The organism is Pseudomonas sp. KBN10P06128 (assembly GCF_037574945.1).
GTDB classification, from domain to species: domain Bacteria; phylum Pseudomonadota; class Gammaproteobacteria; order Pseudomonadales; family Pseudomonadaceae; genus Pseudomonas; species Pseudomonas aeruginosa.
Map to the genome: position 1 here is coordinate 5,138,152 of NZ_JBBELR010000001.1, position 13,802 is coordinate 5,151,953.

At 68.8% G+C, this 13,802-nt stretch carries 11 protein-coding genes; 3 read left to right on the forward strand and 8 right to left on the reverse strand.

Annotated elements, in window-relative coordinates; translation table 11 throughout:
• Nucleotides 1–9 precede the first annotated feature (9 nt).
• Nucleotides 10–996: an alpha/beta fold hydrolase gene (locus VQ065_RS24005; RefSeq protein ID WP_003092179.1), complete on the reverse strand. Its 987-nt coding sequence runs from the start codon at nucleotides 994–996 to the stop codon at nucleotides 10–12.
• Nucleotides 997–1,294: 298 nt separating this feature from the next.
• Here VQ065_RS24005 and metR point away from each other — a divergent pair, with 298 nt between their 5' ends.
• On the forward strand, nucleotides 1,295–2,215 hold the full coding sequence (metR, locus tag VQ065_RS24010) for a transcriptional regulator MetR (RefSeq protein ID WP_003092181.1): 921 nt from the start codon (nucleotides 1,295–1,297) through the stop codon (nucleotides 2,213–2,215).
• A 5-nt stretch (nucleotides 2,216–2,220) separates the two neighbouring features.
• On the opposite strand, the gene VQ065_RS24015 is transcribed toward metR, so the two are convergent.
• From VQ065_RS24015 to VQ065_RS24040, 6 genes are read right to left on the reverse strand one after another with little or no spacing between them, the layout of a single operon-like run.
• Nucleotides 2,221–3,471, reverse strand: a complete 1,251-nt coding sequence (locus VQ065_RS24015; protein ID WP_003092183.1) for an OprD family porin — start codon at nucleotides 3,469–3,471, stop codon at nucleotides 2,221–2,223.
• Between the two features lie 52 nt (nucleotides 3,472–3,523).
• Nucleotides 3,524–4,729 carry a 3-oxoadipyl-CoA thiolase gene (locus VQ065_RS24020; RefSeq protein WP_003092185.1) on the reverse strand — a complete coding sequence of 402 codons (1,206 nt, stop codon included), beginning with the start codon at nucleotides 4,727–4,729 and terminating at the stop codon, nucleotides 3,524–3,526.
• Between the two features lie 22 nt (nucleotides 4,730–4,751).
• Entirely contained in the window at nucleotides 4,752–6,284 is a 1,533-nt protein-coding gene (locus tag VQ065_RS24025) for a 3-hydroxyacyl-CoA dehydrogenase (protein WP_003092188.1), read from the reverse strand.
• Entirely contained in the window at nucleotides 6,281–7,078 is a 798-nt protein-coding gene (locus VQ065_RS24030; protein WP_023098464.1) for an enoyl-CoA hydratase, read from the reverse strand. The genes VQ065_RS24025 and VQ065_RS24030 overlap by 4 nt, the downstream gene beginning before the upstream one ends.
• A 59-nt stretch (nucleotides 7,079–7,137) precedes the next feature.
• Nucleotides 7,138–8,325, reverse strand: a complete 1,188-nt coding sequence (locus tag VQ065_RS24035) for a CaiB/BaiF CoA transferase family protein (RefSeq protein WP_014603973.1) — start codon at nucleotides 8,323–8,325, stop codon at nucleotides 7,138–7,140.
• Nucleotides 8,326–8,363: 38 nt separating this feature from the next.
• Nucleotides 8,364–10,091, reverse strand: a complete 1,728-nt coding sequence (locus tag VQ065_RS24040; protein WP_003092194.1) for an acyl-CoA dehydrogenase family protein — start codon at nucleotides 10,089–10,091, stop codon at nucleotides 8,364–8,366.
• A gap of 113 nt (nucleotides 10,092–10,204) precedes the next feature.
• Between VQ065_RS24040 and VQ065_RS24045 the strand changes: the two genes are divergently transcribed.
• Together VQ065_RS24045 and VQ065_RS24050 are read left to right on the forward strand one after the other, a co-directional pair.
• On the forward strand, nucleotides 10,205–11,092 hold the full coding sequence (locus VQ065_RS24045; RefSeq protein ID WP_003092195.1) for a LysR substrate-binding domain-containing protein: 888 nt from the start codon (nucleotides 10,205–10,207) through the stop codon (nucleotides 11,090–11,092).
• A 218-nt stretch (nucleotides 11,093–11,310) separates the two neighbouring features.
• Nucleotides 11,311–12,720 (forward strand): MFS transporter, encoded by a 1,410-nt coding sequence (locus VQ065_RS24050; protein ID WP_003109708.1) that lies wholly within the window; start codon nucleotides 11,311–11,313, stop codon nucleotides 12,718–12,720.
• On the opposite strand, the gene VQ065_RS24055 is transcribed toward VQ065_RS24050, so the two are convergent.
• Complete coding sequence (locus tag VQ065_RS24055; RefSeq protein WP_014603974.1) at nucleotides 12,717–13,790, reverse strand: bifunctional transcriptional activator/DNA repair enzyme AdaA; 1,074 nt, start codon at nucleotides 13,788–13,790, stop codon at nucleotides 12,717–12,719. The two genes, VQ065_RS24050 and VQ065_RS24055, sit on opposite strands and share 4 nt — an antisense overlap.
• Nucleotides 13,791–13,802 lie beyond the last annotated feature (12 nt).

Below are 13,802 nucleotides of genomic sequence, written 5' to 3' on the forward strand. Positions count from 1 at the left end.
AGCGCGGCTTCAGAGCTGGACGACGCTGGCCTGCCGATGGGCCTTCAGGTAAGGCACCACCGCCGCCAGCAACGGCTCCTTGAAGGCTTCCTGGAAGCGATGGGCGAGACCGGGGATCAGCTTCAGCTCCGAGCCACGGATATGCGCCGCCACGTGCACGCCGTGCATCACCGGCAGCAGCGGATCGGCGGTGCCATGGATCACCAGGGTCGGCACCTGCAGACGGTTCAGCAGCGGCACCCGGCTGGGTTCGGCGAGGATCGCCAGCAATTGCCGCTGCACGCCTTCCGGGTTGAACGCGCGGTCGTAGGAACGTGCGGCCTGCAACAGAAGTTGCTGGCGATCGTCGCGCACTTCCGGGCTGCCCAGCGCCGCCAGCAGGTCGGCCTGCTGCTCGACCGCCTGCTTGCGGCTGGCCGCCTCGCGCCGCGCCAGCAGGCGCAGCAGCGACTCGCTGGGCGCCGGCAGGCCTTCGGCGCCGGAGCTGGTCATCACCAGGGTCAGGCTGAGCAGGCGCTGCGGCGCCATGTCGGCGATGTGCTGGGCGATCATCCCGCCCATGCTGGCGCCGAGCACATGGGCCTGGGGGATATCCAGCGCATCGAGCAGATGCAGGGCATCGCCGGCCATGTCGGTGAGGGTATAGGGCGCGCTGACCGGCAGGCCGAGGCGATAACGCACCACTTCGTAGGTCAGCCGCGAGCTGGGCACCGGCACGTTCCAGGCCGACAGGCCGACGTCGCGGTTGTCGTAGCGGATCACCCGGAAGCCTTGCTCGCACAGGGCGCTGACCACCTCGTCCGGCCAGTGGATCAGTTGCCCGCCCAGGCCCATCACCAGCAGCAGGGCCGGATCGCTGTCGCGGCCGATGCTCTGGTAGGCCAGGCGCACGTCGCCCAGTTCGACCGTCTCGGTAGGTACGCGTGCGTCGCAACGCGCCGCCGCAAAGGAGGAGAGGCTGCACAACAAGGCGGCCAGGAAGATGAAAGCACGCATGAAGAAAACCCAGAACGCAAAACCCCAGTGGAGCGCGATTCTGATTAAATTTCGTCCAGCGCGCTGCCACAGTAGCGTGACAGTTTGATGAATGCCGCCAGGCGGTCGTGGCGCTGTGGCTCTGCGGCGTTGCGCCGCTGCTCCGGGCCGCCGTCCCGTGTGCCGGGCTATTCTCCCCGTCGCTCCACGATCGCGCGCTCTGCGGGATCGAGGCCATCGCTTGTCGACAGCCCCTGGCGTATGAGACAAACTCAACGAATCCGCACCGCTATCAAGTTTTGCTCATACAGAGGCCGCCATGCTCGAACTTCGCCACCTCAAGACCCTGCACGCGCTGCGCGAAGCCGACAGCCTGGTGGAAGCCGCCGAGCGCCTGCACCTTACCCAGTCGGCGCTGTCGCACCAGTTCAAGGAACTGGAAGAGCGCCTGGGCATGCAGTTGTTCGTGCGCAAGACCAAGCCGGTACGCTTCACCAGCGCCGGGCTGCGCCTGCTGCAACTGGCCGACTCGCTGCTGCCCCAACTGCGCACCGCCGAGCGCGACCTGGCGCGGCTCGCCGGCGGTACCGCCGGACGCCTGCACATGGCCATCGAATGCCACAGTTGCTTCCAGTGGCTGATGCCGACCATCGACCAGTTCCGCGACGCCTGGCCGGAAGTCGAACTGGACCTGGCCTCGGGCTTCTCCTTCGCGCCGCTGCCGGCCCTGGCCCGCGGTGACCTCGACCTGGTGGTGACCGCCGACCCGGTCGAGTTGCCCGGCATCACCTACGTGCCACTGTTCACCTACGAAGCGCTGCTGGCGGTGGCCAACCAGCATGCCCTGGCTGGCCGGCCGTACGTCGTCCCGGAGGATCTGGAGCGGGAAACCCTGATCACCTATCCGGTGGAACGCGACCGTCTCGACGTCTTCACCCGCTTCCTCGACCCCGCCGACGTGGAGCCGGCGCAGGTGCGCATAGCCGAGCTGACCGTGATGATGATGCAACTGGTGGCCTCCGGTCGCGGCGTCTGCTGCCTGCCGAACTGGGCCCTGCACGAGTACAGCTCGCGCGGCTACGTGACGGCCCGGCGCCTCGGTGAAAAGGGCCTGTACTGCACGCTCTTCGCCGCCATCCGCACGGACATGTTCGATGCGCCATTCATGCGCGACTTCCTGCTCACCGCCAAGGACACCTCCTTCGCCACCCTCGAAGGGGTCAGCGCCGCCAAGGGCTGAGCGACTCAGAACAGCGGCAGCTCATAGGTCAGGTACAGGCGGTTCTCGTCGATGTCGCGGCTGAAGGCCGAACGGTAGGTAGCGTTGCGCCAGACCAGCCCCAGTCCCTTCAGCGGACCGCCCTGCAACACGTAGCGCAGGTCGCTGTCGCGTTCCCACTCGCGACTGCCGTCGACGCCCTTAGGTTTCGCGCCGTGGCCGCTGAAATAGCGCGTCATCAGACTCAGGCCGGGCACCCCGAGCGGCGCGAAGTCGCAGTCGTAGCGCAGTTGCCAGGAGGACTCGCCAGCCTCGGCGAAGTCGTTGTACTGGCCGAAATTGACCAGGTACGGATCGGTCCCCTCCAGGTAGGGGAAGCCGTGGTCGCCGCTCATCCGCTGGTAGCCCAGGCCGAAGGCCTGGCCGTTGCGCAGGCGGTAGGTGAGCGACCCGCTGAAGGAACGGTTGTCGATGCGCCCGCCGCGAGCGCCGCCGGTATCCCGGCTGAGCGCCAGGCGCAAGTCGCTCTCCAGGCTATCCGCGGCGACGCCGATGCGCCCCTTGAGACCGAGGAAATGCTGGGCGTAGACCTGCTCCAGTTCGCCATAGTGGTAGCTGCCGGTCCAGTCCGGGGCGATACGGTAGTCCAGGCCAGCCAGGTCGAAACGGTCCGCCTGCGCCGCGCCGGCGAAACGCCGGTTGCGGTTGAACAGCGCCAGGTCGCTGGTGCCCGCCTCGTTGCGCTGGCTGACCTCGGTCAGCCGTCCCAGGTTCAGGCTCAGTCCGCTCAGTTCGCCGGAAGTCAGCAGCGCGCCCTGGAACACCTGGGGGAATAGCCGCCCGTAGTTGGGCTGGATGGTCGGTAGCTTCGGCACCAGGCCGCCGACCTTCAGCTCGCTGCGCGACAGGCGCAGCTTGGCGGTCGCGTCCAGCCGCGCGTAGTCGCCCGCCGCGCTGCCATCGTCGCGAAGAGGAAGCAGGCCGGTGCCGCTACGCCCCGCGCCGGAATCGAGCCGGACGCCGAGCTTGCCCAGCAGGTCGAGACCCACGCCGAGGGTGCCCTTGGTATAGCCCGAGCGGTAGTCGAAGAGAAAGCCCTGGGCCCACTCCTCGCTTTTCGCACGCCCCACGCCATCGCGGAAGTCGCGGTTCATGTAGAAGTTGCGCAAGGCCAGGCTGGCCCGCGAGTCTTCGAGGAAGCCCTCGGCCAGGGCGGGAACGCTATCGCCGGCAAGGATCGGCAGCAGGAAAAACGCGCATTTCTTGTTGTTGTTCATACGCACTCCGAACGGGCGCCTGGGCGCCTCTTTTTCTAGGGGGAACGGTGTCTCATCGGCAGCGCTCGATCACCATCGCCACGCCCTGGCCGAGCCCGACGCACAGGCTGACCACCGCGTAGCGCCGCTCGATGCGTTGCAGCCCGCGGGCGGCGGTGAGCACCAGGCGCGCACCGGAGGCGCCGAGCGGATGGCCGAGGGCGATGGCGCCGCCATGGGGATTGACCCGCGGGTCCTCGTAGTCCAGGCCGAGCAACTTCAGGCAGGCCAGAACTTGCGGCGCGAAGGCTTCGTTGATCTCGATCAGGCCGACCTCGTCCAGGTCGATGCCGGCGCGTTGCAGCGCGCGGAGGATCGCCTGCTGCGGGCCGATGCCCATCAGCCGGGGCTCGACGCCGACGCTGGCGCTGGCGAGAATCCGCGCCAGCGGCCGGATGTCCTCGCGCTCGCCGATCGCGCGGTCGCCCAGCAGCACTACCGCCGCCCCGTCGTTGATCCCCGAGGCATTGCCGGCGGTCACTACCCCGCCGGCGAACAACGCCGGCAAGCGCGCCAGGGCCGCCAGGTCGGCCTGCGGCCGCGGATGCTCGTCGCGCTCCACCAGCCGCGTCTCGCCCTTGCGTCCGGCACGCACCTCCACCGGAAGGATCTCGCCGAGGAAAAAGCCCTCCTCCAGCGCAGCCTGGTAGCGCGCCTGGGAAGAAGCGGCGAAACGGTCGGCGTCCTCGCGGGCGATGCCGAAGGCGCGGGCCACGTTGTCGCCGGTCTCCGGCATGCTGTCGTTGCCATAGCGCTCGACCAGCCTGGGGTTGGCGAAGCGCGCGCCGATGGTGCTGTCGAAGACCTCCAGCGTGCGGCTGAAGGCGCTCTCCGCCTTGGCCATGACGAACGGCGCCCGGGACATGCTTTCGGCGCCGCCGGCCAGGTACAGCCGGCCCTCGCCGCAACTGATCGCGCGCGCCGCGTCGATCACCGCCGACAGTCCGCTGGCACACAAGCGGTTGACCGTCTGCCCGGGCAGCCGCGCCGGCAGGCCGGCTGCGAGCAGCGCGTTGCGCGCCAGGTTGCGGCTGTCTTCGCCAGCCTGGTTGGTGCAACCGAGGATCACATCCTCCAGGTCGTCGACGGCGAACCCGGAGGTTTCCGCGAGACGCGCCAGCAGCAGGCCGGCCAGGTCGTCCGGACGCACCGTCGAGAGTGCACCGGCATGCCGGCCGAAAGGCGTACGCAGGCCGGCGTAGATATAGGCATCGAGCATGGTGTGTTTCTCCGCGAAGGGATCAGGAGGCCAACGGGCTGTCCGGCTGGCGCAGGGAAAGGCCCAGTTGGGCGCGCCGGCGCAGCCAGGGACTGGGGCGATAGCGCGGGTCGCCGCTGAGCGCATGCAGGCGTTCGAGGATGCGCAGCACGCGCCCGGCGCCCAGTCGGTCGCCCCACTCCAGCGGCCCCAGCGGATAGCCGAGACCGAGGCGCACCGCCAGGTCGATGTGCTCCACCGAAGCGATACCCTGCTGGGCGATGTCGCAGGCGAGATTGACGATCGAGGCGAGGGTGCGCTGGACGATGAACCCGGCGCTGTCGCGAATCAGCGTGACGCCCACGCCGTCCCGTGCGAACAGGGTGCGAGCGGCCTGCTGCAGCTCCGCTCGGGTCGCCGGGCAGGCCATCAGGCAGCGGTGTCGCTCCAGGTCCGACAGCACGTCGATGGCCAGGCTGCGCGTCGGATCGACGGCGAACCGCCGCGCTGCGGCGCTGACGTCGGCGCCCAGCGGCGCAAGCAGGCACAACGCCGCCCCGGAAGGACGCTCGCCACTCTCCACCTCGGCGCCCAGACGTTGTAGCAACGTCAGCAATGGCGCGCGGTCATGTTCGTCGTCGACGCCCAGCCACACCGGCGGCAACGCCGCGCCTGGCGCAACCGCCGGGGCGGCGGCGGGCACCTGCCCAGCGCCGTCGTAGCGGTAGAAGCCCTGGCCGCTCTTGCGCCCCAGGCGGCCGGCGGCGAGCATCTGGCGCAGCAAGGGATGCGGACGATAACGCGGCTCCTCGTAGTACTGCCGGTAGATCGACTCCATCACCGGCAGGCTGACGTCCAACCCGACCAGGTCGAACAGCTCGAACGGGCCCATGCGGAAGCCGGCGCCCTCGCGCAGGACTTCGTCGATCGCCGCCACCGGCGCCACGCCCTCGCCGAGGATACGCAGCGCCTCGGTGCCGAAGGCCCGTCCGGCATGGTTGACGATGAAGCCGGGGCTGTCCGTGGCACGCACCGCCTGGTGGCCGAAGGTCGCCACCAGGGCGCACAGTCGCTCGGCGATGCCGGTGCGGGTGGCGAGACCGTCGATCACCTCCACCAGACGCATCAGCGGCACCGGATTGAAGAAGTGCAGACCGGCGACCCGGCCGGGATCGCGACAGGCCGAGGCGATCGCGGTAACCGACAGCGAGGAGGTATTGCTGGCGAGGATCGCTTCGTCGCCGACCACCTCTTCCAATTGGCGGAACAACGCCTGCTTGGCCTCCAGGTTCTCGACGATCGCCTCGATCACCAACTGGCAGCCGCGTAGGACCCGCAAGTCCTCGACCACCCGCAGATTGCCCATCGCGCGCGCGGCAGACTCCGCCTCCAGCCGGCCCCGCTCCACCTGCCGGGCAAGGACCGTGGCGATCTGCTCGCGCGCTTGCAGCGCCGCCCCCTGGCGGCTGTCGTAGAGCAGCACCGACAGGCCGGCACAGGCAGCGAGCCGGGCGATGCCCTGGCCCATGGCGCCGGTACCGACGATGCCGATGAGAACGATCGGTGGCTCGCTCATTTTCCCAGGTACTCCGCTGTGCGTTTTTCCAGGAAGGCCCGCATGCCCTCCTTCTGGTCGTGGCTGTCGAACAGCAACTGGAAGGCCTTGCGCTCCAGCGCCAGGGCCTGGTCCAGCGGCAGATCGGCGCCGGCCAGGACCACTTCCTTGATCTGCGCCAGCGCCAGCGGTGGCAGGCCGGCGATCTGGCGAGCCAGTTCGAGGGCGCGATCCAATGCCTGGCCATCCGCCGCCACCTCGCTGACCAACCCTATGGCCAGGGCCTCCGGCGCCTGTACCGTGCAACCGGTAAACAGCATGCGCAGCGCCTGGAACTTGCCCACCGCTCGCACCAGGCGCTGGGTGCCGCCGGCGCCGGGCATCACGCCGACACGGATTTCCGGCTGGGCGAAGCGCGCCGAGGCACCGGCGACGATCAGGTCGCAGTGCATCGCCAACTCGCAGCCTCCGCCCAGGGCATAGCCCTCCACGGCGGCGATCAGCGGCTTGCGGCAGGCGGCGAGGGCCTGCCAGTGGCGCTCCACCCCGCGCTGCTGGATCTCCAGCGCGGACGCCTCCGCCAGTTCGTTGAGATCGGCGCCGGCGGCGAACGCCGTGCCATTTCCGGTGAGGACGATGACCCGGGTATCGGCGCACTCGTCGAGGCGCCGTACGTGCTCCGCCAGAGCCTCGCGCAGGCGCATGTTCAGGGCGTTGAGCACTGCCGGGCGGTTCAGTCGCAACAGGGCCACACCCTGCTCCGGCCGCTCCAGCAGCACGAGTTCGGGGCGCACCGCCCCAGGGGAGGAATCCATGGCCATCTCCAATTGCCCGGGGATTGAGTTGCACGGCGCAGGCCGTGCCGTGAGGGGTTTCAGGCGCGGACGATGCCGCGCCGGACCAGCGCGTCGATCGCCTCGGCGCTCAATCCCAGTTCCGCCAGGACTTCCCGGGTGTCTCCGCCCAGCACCGGCGGCGCGGCGCGGTAGCTGGCCGGGGTGCGCGAAAGCTTCACCGGCGAGGCGATGCCGCAATAGCCCTCGAGTTCGACGACCATCCCGCGATGGCGGGTGTGCGGGTGCTCCACCACCCGATCCACCGTGGCGATGGCTCCGCAGGGCACGCCGAGACGGATCAGCCGCTCGGCCAGCTCGCGACCGTCGTGGGCCGCCAGGTAGTCCTCCAGGGCGCGCTTCAGCGCCTCGCGGTTGACCGAGCGCTTGCCGTTGTCGGCGAAGCGCGGGTCCCCCGGCAGTTCATCCGCTCCCAGGTACTCGCACAGGCGGGCGAACTGGCGGTCGTTGCCGACGGCGAGGAAGATCGGCTCGGTACCGGTGCGGTAGCTGTCGTAGGGCGCGATGTTCGGGTGGGCGTTGCCGCTACGCCGGGGCGTACGTCCGGAAGCGAAGTAGTTCGGCAGGTGCGGGTGCAGCAGGGAGATACCGCAGTCGTACAGGGCGATGTCCACCGACTGCCCGCGCCCGCTGACCTGGCGCTCGTGGAGGGCGAGGAGGATGCCGGCCATGGCGTTCAGCCCGGTGACCATGTCGACGATCGGCAGGCCGATGCGCAACGCCTCGCCGCCGGCCTCGCCGTTCACGCTCATCAGTCCGGCCATCGCCTGGATCGCCGCGTCGTAGCCGGGCAGGCCGCCGAGCGGGCCGTCGGCGCCGAAGCCCGATACCGCGCAGTGGACCAGCCGCGGGAAGCGCTGGCGAAGCACCTCCTCGTAGCCGATCCCCCAGCGCGCCAGGGTGCCGGGCTTGAAGTTCTCCAGCAGTACGTCGGCGTCCTCCAGCAAGCGCAGCAGCAGCTCGATGCCCTCCGCCGTCGCCAGGTCGACGGCGATGCCCTTCTTGTTGCGGTTCACGCCCTTGAAGTAGGACGCCGTGTCGCCCTCGAAGGGCGGCCCCCAGCCACGGGTCTCGTCGCCGCCGAGGGGTTCCAGCTTGATCACCTCGGCGCCGTGGTCGGCCAGCGCCTGGGAGCAGTAGGGTCCGCCGAGGACCCGGCTGAGATCGATGATTTTCAGGCCACGCAGGGCGCCCATCTGATTGGTCATGGCGACTCTCTGGTTGTTGTGAGCGGGAATGCGGGCAGTCAGGCCGGCAGCAATTGCATGGCTTCGGCCTGGCTCAGCGGCACCTCGCCGACCACCCTGGCCAGCAGTTCGGCCTGGTCGGTCCAGCCCTCCAGGTGCAGCGGGTCGCGCGGCAGCAGCTTGTGCCGGGCGACCAGGAAGGCCAGGGCCAGGCGGCGCTGGTCGGGTGCCTGGCGGCTGGCTTCCCAGGCCATGAAGATCGCCGTGCACAGGTGGTAGAGGGCGCTGCCGGCCTGGCGCACCTGCTCGTCCTGGCGGCGCTCGGCGACGTCGGCCATGGTCGCGACCACTCGCACCAGCAGTTCGTCGAAGAGGTCGCGGGCGTCCCCTGGCAGATCGCTGTCATCCAGCAGCCGGCGCAGGTGGCGCCGCAAGGGTTCGAGCGCCTGTTCGCGGCTCACCGCACGGGCGACGTCCAGCGCCACGATGTTGCTGGTGCCCTCCCAGATCGACCCCAGGTGGGCGTCGCGCACCAGGCGCGGGTCGCTCCACTCCTCGATGTAGCCGACCCCGCCGCGCACCTCCATGGCGTCGCCGGTGACCCGTCGCGCATCGCGGCAGGCGCGGAACTTGATCAGCGGGGTGAGGATCCGCACGCATTTCTGCGCCTCGACCTCGCCGCCATCGGCGCGCGGCAGCAGCGTGGCGATCTGCATGAACATCGATCGCGCCTGTTCGGTGGGCAGCATCATCTTCAGCAACTGCTTCTGCATCAGCGGCATGTCGATCAGGTGCTTGCCGAAGGCGCGCCGATGGCGGGCGACGAACAGAGCCTCGCTCAGCGCCCGGCGCATCAGCCCGGCGGCGCGCACGCCGTTGGACAGGCGCGACATGTTGACCATGTCGGCCATCTGCTGGAAGCCGCGGCCGATCTCGCCGATCAGGTAGGCGCTGGCGCCTTCCAGGCGGACTTCGCCGCTGGCCATGGAGCGGCTGCCCAGCTTGTCCTTCAGGCGGACGATGCGATAGGCGTTGCGCGTGCCGTCCTCGCGGACCTTCGGCAACAGGAACAGGGTCACGCCCTTCATTCCTTCCGGCGCGCCTTCGGGCCGGGCCAGGACCATCGCCAGGTCGGCGTCCGGGTTGGAGCAGAACCACTTGTCGCCGTAGAGCTTCCACTCGCCGCCCTGCTCCCGCGCCACGGTACGGGTCCGCGCCACGTCGGAGCCGGCGGCCTGCTCGGTCATGAACATGGCGCCCTGGAACAGCTCGTCGAAATCCCGCGAGGCGAGGGACGGCAGATAGCGCTCAACCAGTTCCGGCGCGCCGAACCTGCGCAGGGTGCGGGTCAGCGAGTCGGTCATGCTGACCGGGCAGCAAAGGCCGAACTCGGCCTGTACGAACAGGTGGGTGAGCGCATACTTGACCAGCGGCGGCGGGCCGTCCGGGCGATGGCTCATGGAAGCCAGGCCGAGTTCGGCATAGGCCACCCGTTCGAGGGCGACGTAGTCCGGATGCTTGCGAATGCTCTGCAAATCCTCGCCGCGGCGGGTGCGCGGCACCAGCACCGGCGGGTTCTTGTCCGCCGCCAGCGCCAGCACGTCCAGCTCGCCGCCGGCACGGGCGCCGAGCCGTTCGAGGAGCGGCCGCCATTCGGCGAGCAACGCCGGCGGCAGGTATACCTCCAGCAGCCGCTCCAGGGCCGGATCGCAGGTGTAGAGATTCAGCCCACGGCTGTCGGGGATGTTCAGCGTATCTTCGCGAAGTACTTCGGGCATGGCGGTCATGGCGCGGCTCCTGCTTGTCTTGCGCCGAGACTAGGCGAGTGGTTCGATAAGCATCCAATACAAAAAAAATCATCGACGATAAGAAAAACAGATCGTAGAACCAGGTGCCTGCCATGGATCTCAGACAGCTTCGCTACTTCATCGCGGTCGCCGAGGAACTGCATTTCGGTCGCGCCGCGGCTCGCCTGTTCATCTCCCAGCCGGCGCTGAGCTTCGACATCAAGAAGCTGGAGGAACAGCTCGGAACCCAATTGCTGCTACGCAATAACAAGTCGGTGAAGCTCACCGGCGCCGGCCAGGTCCTGCTGGTGGAAGCGCGCAACCTGCTGCTGCAGGCAGAGAAGGTGAAACGCTTGACCCAGCTATCCGCCGAGGGCGACGTCGGCCAACTGCGCGTCGGCTTCGTCAATTCCATGCTCTACCGCGGCCTGCCCAGGGCCATGTCCCGCTTCGAACGGGAGCACCCGAACATGGAGGTGGTGCTCGGCGAAATGAACAGCGCGGAGCAGGCCCAGGCGTTGCAGCGCGGGCAGATCGACCTGGGCTTCGTGCACTGGGGCAGGCTGCCGGCGGAAATCGTCTCCGAACCCTTGATCAGCGACCCGTTCCTCTGTTGCCTGCCCGCCGGGCACCGCCTGGCTGGCCAGGCGCGTCTGGACCTCGCCGAACTGCGCGACGAAGACTTCATCCTCTTCCCGCGCCATGTCTCCCCGCACTACCACGACCTGATCATCGCCCGCTGCGTGGACGCCGGCTTCAGCCCGCGCATCCGCCACGAGGCGCGCCTGTGGCAGACCGTCGCCGCCATGGTCGGTCTCGGCATGGGCGTCGCGCTGATCCCGGAGACCCTCTGCCTGGCCTGGCGGAACGAGGTGCGCTACCTGGAGATCGAGCCGGCCGGCGCGCGTTCGGAGATCCACGCGATCCTTCCGGCCAGCGAACCTTCCCGGGCGGCGCAGGCGTTCCTGGCGACGCTGAAGAGCGGCCTGGACGACGCCTGAGCGAGGGCTGACGGAAAACGTCGATATGGAATCCCTTATCGAGCCATAAGATTAAAAGACTATTGATTTGCGGGGGTGCCACCTAGACTCCGAGGCACCCGGGTCAACACCGACGCACGCTCTCCCTCCACGGAAACCAGCGTTTCCGCCCCGCCTTTCAGCGAAGGGCGGTAGGGAGCGGCGTGTCGGCGAGAACAACAATAAACAGGACTCGACCCATGCCGCGCACGCCCTCTCCCGAAGACGCCGACCTGCACAAGAAGGCCCGCAGGGCCGGTATCGCCTCCTTCATCGGCACCACCATCGAGTGGTACGACTTCTACATCTACGGCCTGGCCGCCGCCCTGGTGTTCGGCAAGGTATTCTTCCCCGCCGACATGGATCCGGGCCTGGCCACCCTGCTGTCCTTCGTCACCCTCTGGTCGGGCTTCATCGCTCGCCCGCTGGGCGGGATCATCTTCGGCCATCTCGGCGACCGCATCGGCCGCAAGACCACCCTGGTGATCACCCTGATCATGATGGGCATCGCCACGACCTGCATCGGCCTGTTGCCGGTCTATACGCAGATCGGCATCTGGGCGCCGATCTCCCTGGTGGCGCTGCGTATCGTCCAGGGCATCGCGGTCGGCGGCGAGTGGGGCGGCGCGATCCTGATCGCCAGCGAAAGCGCGCCCAAGGGCAAGGGCATCCTGTACGCCGCCTTCGCCCAGCAGGGCTCGCCCACCGGCAACCTGCTGGCGACCCTGGCGTTCTTCGCCCTCAGCGCCCTGCCCGCCTCGGACTTCATTCTCTGGGGCTGGCGCGCGCCGTTCCTGCTCTCTGCGGTGCTGGTCATCGTCGGCATGGTGATCCGCCTGAAGCTGGAGGAGTCGGAAGACATGAAGCGTGTGCTGGCGCAGAAGCGCACGGTGAAGCTGCCGCTCGCCGAGGTGCTGGGCAAGCACTGGAAGATCGTCCTGCTCGGCGCCGGCGTGCTGCCGATCATCCACGTCACCTACTTCAAGAGCACCTTCGCCCTCTCCTGGGCGACCAAGACCCTCGGCTACAGCCAGGGCACCTTCCTCAGCATCATCGTGGTCGCGCTGGTGGTGCAGTTCCTCAGCCAGCCGCTGGGGGCGCTGCTCACTTCGCGCATCGACATGCGCAAGGCGGCATGCCTGATGGTGCTGCCGGAGTTCATCCTGATGCCGGCGATGTTCTTCGCCGTGGAAACCAAGGTCTACTGGATCGCCGCGGCCGGCATGTGCCTGGCCACGGTGCCGCACGCGATGTTCTACGGCGCGGTGGGCGGTATCCTCGCCCGAGCCTTCCCGGCGCGGGTGCGCTACACCGGCCTGTCGCTGGCCTACCAGCTCTGCTCGCTGCTGGTCGGCGGCGGTACGCCGGTACTGGCCCAGTGGATTCTCAACAGTACCGGCAGCATCGTCGGCGTGGCCCTGGCCTCGGCCTGCTACGCGCTGGTCTCGCTGGCCTGTACCCTGGCCCTGTTGCGGATCACCGGGTTCCACGCCAGCGACCTGTCGACCGCCGAGCGCGCCGACGCCGAGGACTTGCAGCGGCCCGCAGCGGTCGAGCGGGAACCGGTGTTGCGCGCCCCCGCCCGGCTTCTGGGCGGCGATCCCGGCTAGCCGGCAGCGCCCATGCGCCGCTCGTGCTCCAGCAACCAGCGCTTGCGCCACAGGCCACCGCCATAGCCGGTCAGGGAACCGTCCGAACCGATGACGCGGTGGCAGGGAATCACGATGGCGATCTGGTTGGCTCCGTTGGCGCGGGCCACGGCGCGCACCGACGACGGCGAGCCGATGGACCTGGCCAGCCCGGCGTAGCTCTGCGTGCTGCCGCACGGTACCTCGCGCAGCGCCTGCCAGACCGTGCGGGTGAAGGCCGAGGCGTTCAGCGCCAACGGGGTCCGGAAGCGCACAGGAGTACCGTCGAAGTAGCCGGCGAGTTCCGCCTCGATCCTGTCGATGGGGGCGAAACGGCCGAAACCGATGCTCGATCCGCTGCTCTTCTGCAGGCGTTTCAGCTCCCCGCTCAACGCCGGGCGGTCGAAGAATTCCAGCAGGTGCAGGGCCTGCGCATCGGCCACCGCGAGCATGGCGCCGAGCGGGGTCTGCAGCCAGTCCGCCTTGAGCAGCTCGCGCCCGCGCAACTGCGACGGCGGCTCGCCCAGCAGCCGCGCGAAGGCGCTACGGAAGCCGCTGTCGGAGTCGAAGCTGGCATCCAGTTGCGCGTCGATCACCCGCGCGCCCGAGGACAGCCGCTCGGCGACCTGGCCAAGACGGCGCAGGCGAGCCATTTCCAGAAAGGTCACGCCGAACTCGCGCTTGAAGGCACGGCGCACGGTGGACGGGTCATAGCCCAGCGCCGCCAGGTCGTCTTCGAACCAGCGCCGCTGCGGTTGCCGACCGAGGCGCTGGAGCAGGTCGCTGACCAGCGGCCCCTGCGTGCCGAGCCGCTCCAGCGGCCGGCAACGCAGGCAGGGTCGGAAGCCGGCCTCGACGCAGCCCTTGATCGAATCGAAGAACAGGGTGTTCTCGCGCTTCGGCTTGCGCGCCGGGCAGGTCAGGCGGCAGAACACCCCGGTGCTCTTCACCCCGACGAAGGCGAAGCCATCGTAGGCGGGGTCGCGCGCCAACAGCGCGGCATACAGGGTGTCGTCATCGGGAAGGGGAAGGAACAACGCTGCGTCGGACATGGCCGGCTCCGG